This window comes from Polaromonas sp. AER18D-145 (assembly GCF_002379095.1).
In the GTDB taxonomy this organism is placed as follows: domain Bacteria; phylum Pseudomonadota; class Gammaproteobacteria; order Burkholderiales; family Burkholderiaceae_C; genus Polaromonas.
Genome location: NZ_NBZV01000009.1, coordinates 80507 through 96401 on the forward strand (window position 1 = coordinate 80507; position 15895 = coordinate 96401).

Below are 15895 nucleotides of genomic sequence, written 5' to 3' on the forward strand. Positions count from 1 at the left end.
CGGATCCAGTGGCAGGTCGTCGGTTCGGGGGCAGTGCCCAGTGTAGTGACGCGCCGGCTTTTATTCCTGCGGCAGGTCGGCAAACCCCATGAACCGGACGGTGATGCGTGTTCCCGGAGGCGTGTGTCCGGGCATGGCGTCATCGACCGCGACAGTGGCGCCATGCTGTTTGGCGATTTCCTCCACGATGGCCAGCCCCAGTCCCGAGCCGTCGACATTGGTGCCGAGTGCGCGGTAAAACGGCTGCAGCACCAGCTCGCGTTCGACGGCCGGGATGCCCGGGCCCGAGTCCTCGACCTGCAGCACCACCACGCCGCTGAAGCGGTCGGTCAGCAGCCGCACCGTGACCTGCCCGCCCTCGGGTGTGTAGTTGAGCGCGTTGTCGAGCAGGTTGCGCGCCAGCTCCTTGAGCAGGGTGGGGTTGGCTTCCAGCATGTTGGCGGCCTCGCCGGCCGGCGGGCCTTCGTAGCCGAGGTCGATGCGTTTTTCCAGTGCCCGCGGCACCGAGTCCTGGATGGCCTCGGCCAGGATGTGCACCAGGTCCAGCCGCTGCTTGGCCAGGCTGCGGCCGGTGGTTTCGGCGCGGGCCAGGGCCAGCAACTGGTTCACGGTGTGGGTGGCGCGGATGCTGGCGCGGCCGATCTGTTTGAGGGATTTTTTCAGTTCGTCGGCGTCGGTTTCGCGCTGCGCCAGGTCGGCCTGCATGCGCAGTCCGGCCAGCGGGGTCTTGAGCTGGTGGGCGGCGTCGGCGAGAAAGCGCTTCTGCGTGGTCAGCAGCACCTTGAGCCGGCCCAGCAGGTCGTTGATGGACGACACCAATGGGGCGACCTCTTCGGGCACGATGCTTTCGTCGAGCGGGCTCATGTCGTCGGACTTGCGTGCGCGTATGCGTTTTTCCAGCTGGTCCAGCGGCTTGATGCCGCGCACCAGCGCCAGCCAGACCAGCAGCACGGCCAACGGCAGCGTGACAAACTGCGGCACCATCACGCCCTTGACGATCTCGGTGGCCAGCGTCTTGCGCTTTTCCAGTGTCTCGGCCACCTGCACCAGGACCGGGTGGCCGCCCGGTACGTCGGTCTTGATCCAGGTGTAGGCCACACGCACGTCCTGCCCCTGCATGATGTCCTCGCGCAGCCGCACTTCGCCGTCAAAGGTCATTTCCTCGTCCGTCGGCAGGGGCAGATCGTGTTCGCCGCTGATGTATTCACCGCGCGCGCCCAGCACCTGGTAGAACACCAGGTCGGTGTCATCGGCACGCAGGATTTCGCGCGCCGGCGCGGTCAGGTTGAACTGCACCTGCCGGTTCTTGACCACGATCAGCTTGGCCAGCGCCTGCACGTTGTACTCGAGCGCGCGGTCAAACGGCTTGCCGGCAATGTTCTGCGCCACCAGCCAGGTCAGCGCCAGGCTGATCGGCCACAGCAGCAGCAGCGGCGTGAGCATCCAGTCGAGGATCTCGCCGAACAGGCTGCGCCGTTCGCGCTGGAAAAGCCTCAAGGCCACTGATCGGGAAACGCGTATGCGTTGTCTTCACGCCAGCCGGGGCCGCGGAACCGGCTTTGCCGGGCCGCAGGCGCAGCGGCCCCCTCGGGGGGCAGAGAGCTACGCGTAGCGAGCGAACGTGGGGGCCACATACCTAGCCTGGTATCTTTTCCAGGCAATAACCAAGTCCGCGGACCGTCGCAATCCGCACCGGGCCCTTTTCGATCTTCTTGCGCAGCCGGTGGATGTAGACCTCGATCGCGTTGTTGCTGACTTCCTCGCCCCACTCGCACAGGCGCTCGACCAGCTGGTCCTTGCTCACCAGGCGGCCGGCGCGCTGCAGCAGCACCTCCAGCAGGCCGAGTTCGCGTGCCGACAGCTCCAGCATCTGCCCGTCAATCGTCGCCACGCGTCCGGCCTGGTCGTACACCAGCGGTCCATGCTTGATGGTGCTGCTGGCGCCGCCCATGCCGCGCCGGATCAGCGCGCGCACGCGGGCTTCGAGTTCCTGCAGGGAAAAAGGCTTGGCCATGTAATCGTCGGCGCCGTAGTCCAGGCCCTTGACGCGCTCCTCGACGCTGTCGGCGGCGGTGAGGATCAGCACCGGCATGGCCGAGCCGCGTGCGCGTAGGCGCTTGAGCACTTCCAGTCCGTGCATGCGCGGCAGGCCCAGGTCCAGGATCAAGAGGTCGAACTCGGTGTTGGTCATCAGCGCGGCATCGGCTTCGGTGCCGCTGGCCACGTGGTCGGCCGCCGCGCCAGAGGCTCGCAGCGTACGCAGCAAGCCATCGGCCAGGACCTGGTCATCTTCTGCAATCAATATGCGCATGTTTGTCTCCTGACGGGGGTGCCCCCCGCGCGGTCCGGCGGAACGCTCAGGGCGAAATGGCTCTGTGGCCTGTTTTTCAAATTTTAGGCTTTTATCCCCTCTGGTTTGCTGACTGGCTGAGCCCTCACGCTTTTCACGTGTAATGCGCTGTGCCAATGCCTGCCCTGTCTTGCCGCGCAGGAGTTGTGCATAGTGAGCGACCGTGGGGGCTCTTCTACCCGGCATAGGCTTCCAGCCCCAGCGCCACCACGGTGGCGACGTCGGTGCCTACGGCCTGGCGGAACTCGGTTTCCGCTTGCGCGACTGCCGTGCGAAATGCCTGCAGCCAGAGCAGGCCCGATTCGGTGAACATCACGATGCGTGCACGTTTGTCGTAGGGGTCGGGCTCGCGCGTGACCAGGCCCCAGGCTTCGCACTGGTCTACCAGGTCGCCCATGGCCTGCTTGCTCATGCCGGCGCTCTGCGCCAGGTCGGTCAGGCGCGAACCACTGACCGCCAGGTGCCGCGTGATGTGGACGTGCGCCGCACCCACCTGGGCACGGGCCGCCAGGTTGGACAGCGCCAGCGGCACATCCACATTGCGCGCCATCAGCACCAGCACCCGCTCGTCAAAACGCCGCAGGGCGTGGCCGAGCAGGCGGCCCAGGTGGGTGAGACGCCAGTTTTCCTCGTCAGCGCGGGCGCTGAGGGGTGCGGGAACGGGGCTGGAATCCATGCAGAAATGATAAACCCAATTGGTCAGGCAAACTGACTAAAAACAGGGTTTACTTATTTATATGACGGTCATAAAGTACTGGTCATGCATCCAGCGCTGTGATTAAAAGCAGAGCCGGAATTCGAAGCCAAAGTTTTCCCTCACCTGACCCTCAAGGAGTTTTTCCATGGACCTGCCGAACAAGACCAACCCCGCCCTGAACACCGAAAAAGCCAAGGCCCTGCAAGCCGCGCTGGCCCAGATCGAGAAGCAGTTCGGCAAAGGCACCATCATGAAACTGGGCGCCGGCGAGGTGATCGAGGACATCCAGGTGGTCTCCACCGGCTCGCTGGGCCTGGACATCGCGCTCGGCGTCGGCGGCCTGCCGCGCGGCCGTGTCGTTGAAATCTACGGCCCGGAGTCGTCCGGCAAAACCACGCTGACCCTGCAGGTGATTGCCGAAATGCAAAAACTCGGCGGCACCTGCGCCTTTGTCGATGCCGAACACGCGCTGGACATCCAGTACGCGCAAAAACTCGGCGTCAACCTGCAGGAGCTGCTGATTTCCCAGCCCGACACCGGCGAGCAGGCCCTGGAAATTGTCGATTCCCTGACCCGCTCCGGCGCGGTGGACCTGATCGTGGTCGACTCGGTGGCGGCGCTGACGCCCAAGGCCGAGCTCGAGGGCGAAATGGGCGACTCCCTGCCCGGCCTGCAGGCCCGGCTGATGAGCCAGGCGCTGCGCAAGCTGACGGCCCACATCAAGAAGGCCAACTGCATGGTCATCTTCATCAACCAGATCCGCATGAAGATCGGCGTGATGTTCGGCAGCCCCGAAACCACCACCGGCGGCAATGCGCTGAAGTTCTACGCCTCGGTGCGCCTGGACATCCGCCGCATTGGCTCGATCAAGAAGGGCGAGGAAGTCGTTGGCAACGAAACCCGCGTCAAGGTGGTCAAGAACAAGGTCGCCTCGCCCTTCAAGATGGCGGAGTTCGACATCCTCTACGGTGAAGGCATCAGCCGCTTGGGCGAGGTGCTGGACCTCGGCGTGGCTGGCCACATCGTCGAGAAAGCCGGTGCCTGGTATGCCTTCAACGGCGAAAAAATCGGCCAGGGCCGCGACAACTCGCGCGAGTTCCTGAAAGAAAACCCGGAACTGGCGATGGAAATCGAAAACAAGGTGCGCGAGTCGCTGGGCATTCCCTTGATCCAGGAGGCGGTCGGCAACAAGCCGGAAAAGGCGGAGAAGGCCGAAAAAGCAGACAAGGCTGAAAAAGCACCCAAAGTCGCGGCCGCCTGAGCAGACGGGGCTGGCAGGTTAGGTTTGATGCCAAATCAGGCCCCAGCCCTTGTCTGTAAAGCGAAGGCGGCTATCAAAACAGTAGTGATTGACGGCGGAATATCGGCATGACACCGGACAAAACTCCCGCGGCGCCGGGTTTCGGCCTGTCCCTCAAAGGCCGGGCCCTGCGCTGTCTCGCACAACGCGAGCACTCGCGCACCGAGTTGGAGCGCAAGCTGGCTGCCCATGCCGAATCGCCCGAGCAGCTGGCCCAGGTGCTGGACGACCTGCAGGCCAAGGACTTCATCAGCGAGGCGCGGGTGGTGGAATCGGTCATCAACCGGCGCGCCGCGCGTTTTGGCGCTGCGCGCATCCGCCATGAGTTGCAGGGCAAGGGGCTGGCGGCCGGGGCGGTGGCCGAGGCGGTCAGCAGCCTGAAAGCCAGCGAGGTCGAACGCGCCCGCGAGGTCTGGCGCAGAAAGTTCGGCGAGCCGGCGGCAGACGCCGCGGCGCGCGGCAAACAGATGCGATTTCTGGCGGCACGCGGTTTTGGTGCAGAGGCGATTCTCCGTGTGGTGTCGCAAGCCGAGGACGACTGACGGCGCTCACCCCTGAAGGTTGCGAGCAAAATCGGCGTCCAGCCCAATAAACACGGGCGCCAATAGCTACAAAATCTGTAGCGTTTTACAGACCCAGCATCAGCTCGAGGTTTTGCACGGCAGCACCGGAAGCGCCTTTGCCCAGGTTGTCCAGCCGCGCAATCAGCACGGCATGGCGAAACTCTTCGTTGCCGAACACCCGCAATTCCATCTTGTTGGTGTCGTTCAGCGCGAGCGCGTCTATTGACGTGCTGTCACCCACCGGCTCGACCGTGACCCATTGGCTGCCCGCGTAGTGGCGCGCCAGCGCGTCCTGCAGTTGCGCTGCCGTCGGCTGGCCAGGCAGCAGGTCCAGGTGCAGCGGCAGCTGCACCAACATGCCCTGCTTGAAGTTGCCGACCGAAGGTGTGAACACCGGGCGCCGGCTCAAGCCGGTGTATTTCATGATTTCCGGCAGGTGTTTGTGCTTGAGGTTCAGGCCGTAGATCTGGTACGGGGGTGCCTTACCCGCCTCATAGTCTTCAATCATGGCGCGGCCACCGCCGGAGTAACCACTGACTGCGGGCAATGCCAGCGGGTAGTCCCGGGGCAGCAGGCCGGCATCAACCAGCGGACGAATCAGGGCGATCGCGCCGGTGGAATAACAGCCGGGGTTGGCCACGCGGTCGGCGTTGGCCACGGCTTCGCGCTGGCCGGCGGCGAGTTCCGGAAAACCAAAAACCCAGCCTGGTGCCGTGCGGTGCGCGGTGGAGGCGTCGATGATCTTCGGCCCTTTTTTGCCGCTGACTCGTGCCAGGTCGTCGATCATGGCCATCGATTCACGTGCCGCGTCATCATGCAGGCACAGCACCACCAGGTCGACCGTGCCCATCAGCGCGCGCTTGGCGGCGGCATCCTTGCGCAACTCGGGCGCGATGCTGACCAGCTCGATGGCGGGCATGGCCTGCAGGCGTTCCCGGATCTGCAAACCCGTGGTTCCTGCTTCGCCGTCGATAAAGACCTTGGCCATGTGGCTTTTCCTGTGGAAAGTGCGGATAAGAGCGGTGTAAGTCGCGCACAAGAATTGTGCATCGCAACATGATACAGTTCTGCGCTGCTGCGTGCAGTGACCGAAGGCGTTACATTTTGCTGAATTCTGCAGAAATGTGGCAGATTGACATCACTTCGGCGAACGCCCCTTTTTACCGACTCCTGGAAGTAATTTCATGAAAATTCACGAGTACCAAGGCAAGGAAATCTTGCGCAACTTTGGTGTCCCCACTCCACGCGGCATTCCTGCGTTCACCGTGCAAGAGGCCGTCGAAGCCGCCCAGAAACTGGGCGGACCGGTCTGGGTGGTGAAAGCCCAGATCCACGCCGGCGGACGTGGCAAGGGCGGCGGCGTCAAGCTGGCGCGCAGCATCGAAGACGTGAAAAAACTCGCCGGCGAGATCCTCGGCATGCAGCTGGTCACGCACCAGACTGGACCGGAAGGCCAGAAGGTTCGCCGTCTGTACATCGAAGACGGCGCCGACATCCAGAAGGAATACTACGTCTCCATCGTGACCGACCGCGCCACCCAGAAGGTGGCCTTCATCGCCTCGAGCGAAGGCGGCATGGACATCGAGGAAGTGGCGCACGCCACCCCCGAAAAGATCATCACCGAATACATTGACCCGCTGACCGGGCTGAGCGACGCGCAGGCCACGAAGATCGCCAACGGCATCGGGCTGCCGGCAGAGTCCACCGCCCAGGCCGTGGACGTGTTCCAGAAGCTCTACAAGTGCTACATGGACACCGACGCATCGCTGGTGGAAATCAATCCGCTGAACCGCGACAGCAAGAACAAGCTCATCGCGCTGGACGCCAAGTTCAACTTTGACCCGAACGCGCTGTTTCGCCACCCGGAAATCGTGGCCCTGCGCGATCTGGACGAAGAAGACCCGGCCGAAGTCGAGGCGTCCAAGTTCGACCTCGCCTACATCTCACTGGACGGCAACATCGGCTGCCTGGTCAACGGGGCCGGTCTGGCCATGGCGACCATGGACACCATCAAGCTGTTCGGCGGCGAGCCGGCCAACTTCCTGGACGTCGGCGGCGGCGCCACGGCCGAAAAAGTCACCGAAGCCTTCAAGATCATGCTGAAGAACCCCGATGTCAAAGGCATCCTGGTCAACATCTTCGGCGGCATCATGAAGTGCGACACGATTGCCGACGGTGTGATCACCGCCTGCAAGGTCGTGAACCTCTCGGTTCCGCTGGTGGTGCGCATGAAGGGCACCAACGAAGACCTGGGCAAGAAAATGCTGGCGGACTCCGGTCTGCCCATCATTGCCGCAGACACCATGGCTGAAGCTGCGACCAAAATCGTGGCCGCCGTCAAGTAAGCCAGGAGAACCAACATGTCGATCTACATCAACAAAAACACCAAAGTCATCACGCAGGGCATCACCGGCAAGACCGGTCAGTTCCACACGCGCATGTGCCGCGACTATGCCAATGGCAAAGAGTGCTTTGTCGCTGGCGTGAACCCGAAGAAAGCCGGCGAAGACTTCGAAGGCATCCCGATTTTTGCCAATGTGACCGAGGCCGCCAAGGCCACCGGCGCCACCGTGTCGGTGATTTATGTGCCGCCCGCCGGCGCCGCCGCGGCGATCTGGGAAGCCGTGGAAGCCAACCTCGACCTGGCGATCTGCATCACTGAAGGCATCCCCGTGCGCGACATGCTGGAAGTGCGCAACCGCATGAAAGCCAAGGAAGCGGCTGGCGGCAAGAAAACCCTGCTGCTGGGTCCCAACTGCCCGGGCCTGATCACGCCCGAAGAAATCAAGATCGGCATCATGCCCGGCCACATCCACCGCAAGGGCCGCATCGGCGTGGTCAGCCGCTCCGGCACGCTGACTTATGAAGCCGTGGCCCAGTTGACCGAAATCGGCCTGGGCCAGTCCAGCGCCGTCGGCATTGGCGGCGACCCGATCAATGGCCTGAAACACATCGACGTGATGCGTGCCTTCAACGACGACCCGGACACCGATGCCGTCATCATGATCGGCGAAATCGGCGGACCGGACGAGGCTGAAGCGGCCATCTGGTGCAAGGCCAACATGAAAAAGCCGATCGTCGGCTTCATCGCTGGCGTCACGGCGCCTGCCGGCAAGCGCATGGGCCATGCCGGCGCGCTGATCTCCGGTGGTGCTGACACGGCGGACGCCAAGCTGGCCATCATGGAAGAATGCGGCTTTACCATCACGCGTAATCCTTCGGAAATGGCCAAGCTGCTCAAGGCACTGCTCTAAATTTCCGCGTATTGCGGTTAGCCACAACAGACAGACCGGTTGTCATCGCTGACAATCGGTTTTTTTTGATTTTTCTGAGAGGTTTCCATGGAAGAGTTCATGACGGCTGGCTTCTGGCTCGCGGTTGGCCAGATCATCATGATCGACATCCTGCTGGGTGGCGACAACGCGGTGGTGATCGCCCTGGCATGCCGGAACCTGCCTCCCAAGCAGCGCACCCAGGGCATTATTTACGGCACCATGGGTGCAATTGTCCTGCGCGTGATCCTGATCGCCTTTGCGCTTGCCTTGCTGGCCGTGCCCTACCTCAAGATCGTGGGCGCGGTGCTGCTGCTCTGGATTGGCGTGAAGTTGCTGCAACCGGAAGACGACGGTGACCACAACATCAGTTCCAGCGACAAGCTCTGGGGGGCTGTCAAAACCGTGATCATTGCCGACCTGGTGATGAGCGTCGACAACGTCCTGGCCATTGCTGGCGCTGCGCAGGGTGCAGGCCAGCAGCACCAGTTGCCGCTGGTTATTTTTGGCTTGCTGGTGAGCATTCCCATCATTGTCTGGGGCAGCCAGCTGGTTCTCAAGCTGATGGGGCGCTTTCCAATCGTGATCACCCTGGGCGCCATGCTGCTGGGCTGGATTGCCGGCCAGATGGCTTACACCGACCCGGCAATCAAGGCCTACCTGCCTGACTCGGCGGTCTGGAGCTATGCGGCGGCCGCGGCCGGCGCCTTGCTGGTGCTTGCAGCAGGCAAGATCCTGCAGGCGCGTCAAAAGCCAAGCGACGCGGCCTGAGAGACTGAGAGCCTTTTGTTCACACCCGCTTATCACGCCAAAACGCACCCACTCGTCCTTGCAAATGCGCGCCATAGCCCGAGCTATGGCTGTGCTTTGCGCCTCGATTGGGCACGTTTTGACGCGCTACTCGGGCACGACCAAAAAACTCTCAGCCTCTGAGTCCCGGCCACCGCCGGGCTCTGGTACGCAGCCCCGGCGGCCAGCGGCACCAATTTGCAACATAAGCCTCTGGCCGTGTGCAAAAGTCCCTTGTCCGCGTTCTTGGCGTCTGTTAATGTCCAAAGGCGGTAAATTTGTAACCGTCTTGTAACGCCGGCCGGGTCACAAGTGAGCAAAAAATCGAAGCCGGCGCGGCTGGCGCACGGTCTGGCGAACCAGGACAAAAGGCGGGACCGACTTGGCCACATCATCAAACAAGCGCGGGCAATTCTGGCGAGCCGACTGGTTTGTGGGCGTGCTGGTGGTGCTGGCCGTGCTGGCGCTGCACAGCGCGACCGACTTTTTTGCCACGCTGGAGCGCCGGTATTACGACTTTGCCAGCACCAGCACGTCGCGCCTGCCGTCGGACCGCGTTGCCATCATTGCGATCGACGACCAGAGCATTGCCAACATCGGCCGCTGGCCGTGGCCGCGTGATGTGCATGCGCAGCTGATTGACCAGCTGGCGGCAGCCAAAGTCAAAACCATTGCGCATACCGCTTTCTTTTTTGAACCGCAGACCGACCGTGGGCTGGTGTTCATCCGCAAGATGAAAGAGGCGCTGGGCCCGGCCGTCAGCCCTGCCGATCCCGCTGTTCCCCAGGACAGCCTCAACGAGCAACTGGGCAAGGTGATTGCCGAGGCTGAGGTCGCGCTCGACACGGACGCCAAGCTGGCGGCGAGCATGGCCAGGGCTGGCAATGTGCTGGTGCCCTCGGTGTTTGTGCTGGGTGAACCCCAGGGCAAGCCCGACAGTCCGCTGCCCGCTTATGCCCTCAAAAGTGCGGTGGAGGAGTCAGGCGGGTTTTCGCTGCCAGCCATCCGGGGCCAGCAACCCATAGAGATCATTGGCAGCAGCGCGGCGGGGGTCGCCCACTTGAACCAGCTGCCCGACGTGGACGGCGCGGTCCGGCAGGAACCGCTGCTGATCAACTATTACGGCCAGGCGGTTCCGTCCATGGGCTTGCTCGCCGCAGTCAAGAGCCTGAACCTCGCCGCGACCGATATCAAGCTCAACGCCGGTGAATCGGTGCAGATCGGCAAGTTGCGCATCGGCACGGATGAGGCCGCCCTGATGTTGCCGCAGTTCTACAAGGGCCGGGACGGCAGGCCGGCTTTTGCCGTGGACTCTTTCTACGACGTGTTGTCCGGCAAGATTCCTGCGGGCAAATACACCGACAAAATTGTGATTATTGGTGCCACCGCCGCCGGCGTCGGCACGCAGTTTCCGACACCGGCCGGGCCCGGCCTGTCGCCGGCAGAGACAATTGCCCACATCACCTCCAGCATCCTCAGCGAACATTTCCTTGTCCAGCCCGCCTGGGGCATCTGGGTCACGCTGGGGGTCCTGCTGGTCGTCGCTGCCTACCTGATTGCCGGTCTGCCGCGCCTGTCGGCAGGCAAAGCGGCTGTTGTGACGCTGCTGCTGTTTGTATTGCTGCTGGTGATCGAGTTCGGTTTGCTGTCGGCGGCCGCGACCTGGCTCAAGCTGGTCTTTCCGGCCGCGCTGCTGGTGATCGGTCACCTGGCGCTGACCACCAAGCGTTTCCTGATGACCGAGGCCGGCAAACTCAAGTCCGACGAAGAGTCGGCCGAAACCAACCGCATGATGGGCCTGGCACTGCAGGGCCAGGGGCAGCTGGACATGGCCTTCGACCGTTTCCGCCGCGTGCCTTTCACCGACGCACTGATGGACAACATGAACAACCTTGCGCTTGATTTCGAGCGCAAGCGGCAATTCAACAAGGCCCAGGCGGTGTACGAATACATGGCCAGCTACAACAAGAACCACAAGGACCTGCAGTCCAAACTCAACCGGGCCAAAAACCTTTCGGAAACCGTCATTCTGGGTGGCGGCGGAGCACATCCCGGTGGCACCATGCTGCTCGACGGCGGCGGTGTCGAAAAACCCATGCTGGGCCGCTACCAGGTTGAAAAGGAACTGGGCAAGGGTGCCATGGGCGTGGTGTATCTGGGCAAGGACCCCAAGATCGGGCGTGTGGTCGCGATCAAGACCATGGCCTTGAGCCAGGAGTTTGAGGGTGACGAGTTGACGGACGCCCGTGAGCGCTTTTTCCGCGAGGCCGAAACAGCCGGCCGCCTGCAACACCAGAACATCGTGACCATTTTTGATGCCGGTGAAGAGCATGACCTCGCCTACATCGCGATGGAGTTCCTCAAGGGCAAGGACCTGCTGGATGTCACCAAGGACGGGCAGTTGCTGCCGATTGCCAAAGTGCTGTCAATTGTGGCGCGTGTTGCCGAGGCGCTGGCCTACGCCCACAAGCAGAACGTAGTGCACCGCGACATCAAGCCCGCCAACATCATGTACGACCCCGACAGTGACACCGTCAAGGTGACTGACTTCGGCATTGCGCGCATCACCGACTCCAGCAAGACAAAAACCGGTCTGGTGCTTGGCACCCCGAGTTTCATGTCGTCCGAGCAGATTGCCGGCAAGAAGGTCGATGGACGCTCAGACCTCTATTCTCTGGGCGTGATGCTGTTCCAGATGCTGGCGGGCGTCCTGCCTTTCCGCGGCGACTCCATGGCCGAGCTGATGTACAAGATTGCCAATGAGCCGGCGCCGGACATTCGCGCGATCCGCCATGAGGTGTCCGCACGGCTGGCGGATGTGGTGGCGCTGTCGCTGGGCAAAAAACCTGAAACGCGGTATCAGGATGGCGACCAGTTTGCCGCCGATCTGCGTGCCGCCATTGCCGAGTTGTCGGCTGTACCCACAGGCCTTGCGGTCCCCGCCAGTGCCATCACCACAGGTCCGGAGGGCAGTGAAAAGACGGCAGTACTCGCGGCCGGCGACAATCCTGCTTTTGCACGGACAATTGCAGCCCGCTCCCTGCCGGATCCTCCGGCCGGCATTGATGCTACCGATTTGAAGCCATAACAAAAATACGATGATCTACGAGATTTGCACCCAGACAGACCCCGGTTTAACCCGGGACAACAACGAAGACTCCGTCACGTTTGATGCCCCGACCCGCCTTTGCATTCTGGCTGACGGAATGGGTGGCTACAACGCGGGGGAAATCGCCAGCGGCATGGCGACGGCCTTTATCAAGTCCGAATTGGGGCGCTGGCTGGCGCAGGCTGGTAAGCATGCCAACGGCAAGGAGGTGCGCCGGGCGATGGAGATCTGTGTCGAAAACGCCAATCATTCGATTTTCAACGCGGCCAACTCCAACCCGCAGTACTCGGGCATGGGCACCACGCTGGTGGTCGGTGTGTTTCAGAACACCCGCCTGATGCTGGGCCACATTGGCGATTCGCGCTGTTACCGCTTGCGGGGTGGCCAGCTGGAGCAGATCACCAAGGACCACTCCCTGCTTCAGGAGCAGATCGACGCGGGGCTGATCACACCGGAGCAGGCGCTGACTTCGGTGAACAAGAATCTGGTGACGCGGGCTTTGGGTGTGGAGGACGCGGTGTTGCTGGAAGTCAACGAACACCGTGTGGAGCTGGGTGATATTTACCTGATGTGCTCCGATGGCCTGTCCGACATGATCAGTGACGAGGCGATTGCGGCTATTCTATCGGGATCGAAGTCGCTGGAGCAGAGCGCCAGGCAGCTTGTTGCTGCGGCCAACGACAGCGGCGGTCGGGATAATATTTCCGTATTGCTGGCTCAGGCCAAGGAGGTCTCGGTCAAACGCGGCCTGCTGTCCAGAATGCTGGGGAAATAGTCCGATTGAGTGACTTATTAAAAAATAGACAGGAGTCGGCCATGCCGAAAATGATCGTCTCTATTGACGGCGTTGTGATCAAAGAGGTTCAGTTGACCAAGGACCGCACGTCCCTCGGGCGCCGTCCTTACAACGACATCGTCATTGACAACCTGGCCGTCAGTGGGGAGCACGCCGTTCTGCAGATGTCCGGCAACGAGGTTTTTGTTGAGGACCTGAACAGCACCAATGGCACGTATCTCAACGGCAAGGCTGTCAAGAAGCAGCAGCTCAACAACGGCGACACCGTCGAAATCGGCAAGTACAAGATCAAGTATGTCAACGAAGCCGCGAGTGCGGGCTTTGAGAAAACGATGATCATCAAGGCCGGCTCGGCCGGGCTGGTCGCGCCAGCGGGGCCAGCGGCGGCCCCGGCGGCGTCTGCACCCGTCGATGGTGCGGGCACCAGCGCGGCCATCAAGGTCATGTCTGGCGCAGCCGCTGGCCGGGAAGTCGCCTTGGTCAAGGTGGTCACTACTATCGGCAAGCCAGGGGTGGCGGTTGCGGCCATCACCAAGCGGCCACATGGCTTTGTCGTGGCGCATGTGGAGGGGGACAACAAACCCACGCTGAACGGAACGCACATTGGCGTTGAGCCCGTGCCGCTGAAAAACGGCGATGTACTTGAGTTGGCGGGCACGCAAATGCAATTTGTCCAGCGCTGACTAGGCCGTTTCTCCGCGTTCGGCCGGAAAACCACTTCAAATCGCGGCTCTTCACGAGGCCTTATGCGACTTTTTTCCCGGCATTGGCCTCGCATTGCCGTCACGCTGATTCCGCTGGTTTTTGCCTTGCTCCATGCCAGCGGCGCATTACGCCTGGATGTCCTGCAGCGGCTTGACGACATTCTTTATGACGCCCGCCTTCGAGCCACCATGCCCAGGACGCTGGACGAGCGCATTGTCATCGTGGACATCGATGAAAAAAGCCTGGCGGAAGCTGGCCGCTGGCCATGGGGCCGCAACAAGCTGGCCACGCTCGTGGACGAGTTGCTGGGGCGGCAGCAGGCCGCACTGCTGGGATTCGATGTGGTTTTTGCGGAGGCTGACGACAGCTCCGGCCTGAAAAGGCTGCAGCAATTGGCCCGCAACGAATTGAAGGACCAGCCCGCCTTTACCGACAAGCTCGGCCAGATCCAGGCCAGCCTTGATTACGATGCTGTCTTCGCAAAATCACTGGAGAACAAACCCGTCGTGCTGGGGTATTACTTCACCAGCGACCGGGACGGCCGCGTCAACGGTGTTTTGCCCGCTCCCGTCATGGAGCGGGAGGCCCTCCAGGGGCGGCCCATCCGGTTCACCAGCTGGAACGGCTTCGGTGCCAACATCGATGCCGTCGCCAAGGCAGCGCCCCTGGCAGGGTTTTTCAACTCCATCACGGAAGGCGACGGGGTTGTTCGATCGATTCCCCTGCTGGCTGAATACAAAGGCGAGTACTACGAGTCGCTGTCCCTGGCGATGTTTCGGATGCTGGTGGGCCAGCCCGGCGTCGCGCCTGGATTTCCGCAGGAAAAACTCCTGACCCGCCACTACCAGGGGCTGGAAAGCATTTTGCTCAAGCAGGGCGATAAAACGCTCGCCATTCCGGTGGATGACCGGGTGGCGACCTTGGTGCCTTTTCGCGGGCCTGGCGGTGCGAGCGGCGGCTCTTACCGGTATGTCTCCGCGTCCGATGTGCTGGCCGGAAAGATGCCGCCGGGCCAGTTGAAGGACAAGATTGTCTTGCTCGGCACCACCGCGCCTGGCTTGCTGGACCTGAGGGTCACCCCGGTTGGGGAAACCTATCCCGGCGTCGAGACCCATGCCAATGTGATTTCGGGGTTTCTCGACGGCAAGGTCTTTGTCAAACCGGACTATGCGGTTGGGTTCGAGGTGGTGATTCTTGTGCTGTCGGGGCTGACGCTGGCCCTCGCCTTGCCGCTGCTGTCCGCTCCGCGTGCGGTGGCGACCAGTGCCGCGGTGACCGCGGCTCTGGTGGGGCTGAATTTCTGGCTCTATTCGACCTATGGCCTGGTCTTGCCTCTGGCTACCGCGCTGGTCATGGCGCTCACGGCGTTTGCACTGAACATGAGTTATGGCTATTTTGTGGAAAGCCGTTCAAAGCGGGAACTGGCCAACCTGTTTGGCACCTACGTGCCACCCGAGCTGGTCGATGAAATGGTCAAGGACCCCGACAGCTACAGCATGAAGGCATCGGCCAAGGAGCTCACGGTGATGTTCTGCGACATGCGCGGCTTCACCCGGATGTCCGAAACCATGGAGCCAACGCAGCTGCAGGCCTTGCTCAACAGTGTCTTCAGCCGGCTCACGGACCTGATCCGCAGCAACCGCGGCACCATCGACAAGTACATGGGTGACTGCGTGATGGCTTTCTGGGGTGCGCCCGTCGAGACGCCTGAGCACGCCGCGCTGGCGGTCAAGACCGCGCTGGAGATGGTGCAGGCAATGCGCCAGCTCAATGAAGAGCATCGCAGCAAGGGTTTGCCGGAAATTGGCATAGGCATCGGGCTGAACACCGGCAGCATGTGCGTGGGCGACATGGGCTCGGATATTCGCCGCAGTTACACCGTCATTGGCGACGCCGTCAACCTGGGGTCCCGCCTGGAAGGGCTGTCCAAAATCTATGGCGTCGATACCGTGGTCAGTGCGTCCACCCGCGAACTGGCCACCGGGTTTGCCTGGCAGGAACTCGACAAGGTCCGGGTCAAGGGCAAGGACCAGGCGGTGGCCATTTTCTGTCCGGTGGCGCTTCCCGGCCAACTCGACAAGCAGGTGGGCAGCGAATTGAGGGAGTGGGCGTTGGCGCTCAGGGCCTACCGCGACCAGGCCTGGGACGACTGCGATGTGCATTTGCTCAACTTACAGCGCATGAATGCGCAAAAGTACCTTTACCGCCTGTACGCAGAGCGTGTAGCCTCCATGAGGTTGCTGCCGTTCGATCCCGCGTGGGACGGGGCAACCAACTTCGAAACCAAATGACACAGCCTGCCAGCGCCTCAAGC

At 62.1% G+C, this 15895-nt stretch carries 13 protein-coding genes; 9 read left to right on the top strand and 4 right to left on the bottom strand.

Annotation, left to right across the window (positions count from 1 at the left end; genetic code table 11):
* Window positions 1-60: 60 nt before the first annotated feature.
* The 3 genes from B7G52_RS07165 to B7G52_RS07175 form a co-directional block, all read right to left on the bottom strand.
* Complete coding sequence (locus B7G52_RS07165) at window positions 61-1497, bottom strand: sensor histidine kinase (RefSeq protein WP_170954703.1); 1437 nt, start codon at window positions 1495-1497, stop codon at window positions 61-63.
* Between the two features lie 139 nt (window positions 1498-1636).
* On the bottom strand, window positions 1637-2311 hold the full coding sequence (locus tag B7G52_RS07170; RefSeq protein WP_096666079.1) for a response regulator transcription factor: 675 nt from the start codon (window positions 2309-2311) through the stop codon (window positions 1637-1639).
* Between the two features lie 214 nt (window positions 2312-2525).
* Window positions 2526-3026: a MarR family winged helix-turn-helix transcriptional regulator gene (locus B7G52_RS07175; protein ID WP_096696934.1), complete on the bottom strand. Its 501-nt coding sequence runs from the start codon at window positions 3024-3026 to the stop codon at window positions 2526-2528.
* A 166-nt stretch (window positions 3027-3192) separates the two neighbouring features.
* Between B7G52_RS07175 and recA the strand changes: the two genes are divergently transcribed.
* On the top strand, window positions 3193-4308 hold the full coding sequence (gene recA, locus B7G52_RS07180; protein ID WP_096696935.1) for a recombinase RecA: 1116 nt from the start codon (window positions 3193-3195) through the stop codon (window positions 4306-4308).
* A 107-nt stretch (window positions 4309-4415) separates the two neighbouring features.
* Window positions 4416-4889: a recombination regulator RecX gene (recX, locus tag B7G52_RS07185; RefSeq protein WP_096696936.1), complete on the top strand. Its 474-nt coding sequence runs from the start codon at window positions 4416-4418 to the stop codon at window positions 4887-4889.
* 85 nt (window positions 4890-4974) lie between these two features.
* Here the strand turns inward: recX and argC are convergent, their stop codons facing one another.
* On the bottom strand, window positions 4975-5898 hold the full coding sequence (argC, locus tag B7G52_RS07190) for an N-acetyl-gamma-glutamyl-phosphate reductase (RefSeq protein WP_096696937.1): 924 nt from the start codon (window positions 5896-5898) through the stop codon (window positions 4975-4977).
* A 196-nt stretch (window positions 5899-6094) separates the two neighbouring features.
* Between argC and sucC the strand changes: the two genes are divergently transcribed.
* From sucC to B7G52_RS07225, 7 genes are all read left to right on the top strand, one after another.
* The gene (gene sucC / locus B7G52_RS07195) at window positions 6095-7255 is read left to right on the top strand and encodes an ADP-forming succinate--CoA ligase subunit beta (RefSeq protein WP_096696938.1); all 1161 of its coding nucleotides are present in this window, start codon (window positions 6095-6097) and stop codon (window positions 7253-7255) included.
* A gap of 15 nt (window positions 7256-7270) precedes the next feature.
* Complete coding sequence (gene sucD / locus B7G52_RS07200) at window positions 7271-8164, top strand: succinate--CoA ligase subunit alpha (protein WP_096666096.1); 894 nt, start codon at window positions 7271-7273, stop codon at window positions 8162-8164.
* An 87-nt stretch (window positions 8165-8251) separates the two neighbouring features.
* Window positions 8252-8953, top strand: coding sequence for a TerC family protein (locus B7G52_RS07205; RefSeq protein ID WP_096696939.1), 702 nt, complete (start codon window positions 8252-8254; stop codon window positions 8951-8953).
* A gap of 400 nt (window positions 8954-9353) precedes the next feature.
* Window positions 9354-12059 (top strand): CHASE2 domain-containing serine/threonine-protein kinase, encoded by a 2706-nt coding sequence (locus B7G52_RS07210; RefSeq protein ID WP_240523355.1) that lies wholly within the window; start codon window positions 9354-9356, stop codon window positions 12057-12059.
* A gap of 10 nt (window positions 12060-12069) precedes the next feature.
* Entirely contained in the window at window positions 12070-12855 is a 786-nt protein-coding gene (locus B7G52_RS07215) for a Stp1/IreP family PP2C-type Ser/Thr phosphatase (RefSeq protein WP_096696940.1), read from the top strand.
* A 41-nt stretch (window positions 12856-12896) separates the two neighbouring features.
* Window positions 12897-13559 carry an FHA domain-containing protein gene (locus tag B7G52_RS07220; protein ID WP_096696941.1) on the top strand — a complete coding sequence of 221 codons (663 nt, stop codon included), beginning with the start codon at window positions 12897-12899 and terminating at the stop codon, window positions 13557-13559.
* Window positions 13560-13622: 63 nt separating this feature from the next.
* A complete protein-coding gene (locus B7G52_RS07225) occupies window positions 13623-15872 on the top strand; it encodes a CHASE2 domain-containing protein (protein WP_096696942.1) in 2250 nt (749 codons plus the stop codon).
* Window positions 15873-15895 lie beyond the last annotated feature (23 nt).

Excerpts from the sequence above, each read along its gene's own strand:
- argC (WP_096696937.1), bottom strand. The coding sequence starts at position 5,898 with ATGGCCAAGGTCTTTATCGACGGCGAAGCAGGAACCACGGGTTTGCAG.
- B7G52_RS07205 (WP_096696939.1), top strand. The coding sequence starts at position 8,252 with ATGGAAGAGTTCATGACGGCTGGCTTCTGGCTCGCGGTTGGCCAGATC.
- B7G52_RS07170 (WP_096666079.1), bottom strand. The coding sequence starts at position 2,311 with ATGCGCATATTGATTGCAGAAGATGACCAGGTCCTGGCCGATGGCTTG.
- B7G52_RS07175 (WP_096696934.1), bottom strand. The coding sequence starts at position 3,026 with ATGGATTCCAGCCCCGTTCCCGCACCCCTCAGCGCCCGCGCTGACGAG.
- B7G52_RS07215 (WP_096696940.1), top strand. The coding sequence starts at position 12,070 with ATGATCTACGAGATTTGCACCCAGACAGACCCCGGTTTAACCCGGGAC.
- B7G52_RS07220 (WP_096696941.1), top strand. The coding sequence starts at position 12,897 with ATGCCGAAAATGATCGTCTCTATTGACGGCGTTGTGATCAAAGAGGTT.
- sucC (WP_096696938.1), top strand. The coding sequence starts at position 6,095 with ATGAAAATTCACGAGTACCAAGGCAAGGAAATCTTGCGCAACTTTGGT.
- recA (WP_096696935.1), top strand. The coding sequence starts at position 3,193 with ATGGACCTGCCGAACAAGACCAACCCCGCCCTGAACACCGAAAAAGCC.
- B7G52_RS07225 (WP_096696942.1), top strand. The coding sequence starts at position 13,623 with ATGCGACTTTTTTCCCGGCATTGGCCTCGCATTGCCGTCACGCTGATT.
- recX (WP_096696936.1), top strand. The coding sequence starts at position 4,416 with ATGACACCGGACAAAACTCCCGCGGCGCCGGGTTTCGGCCTGTCCCTC.
- sucD (WP_096666096.1), top strand. The coding sequence starts at position 7,271 with ATGTCGATCTACATCAACAAAAACACCAAAGTCATCACGCAGGGCATC.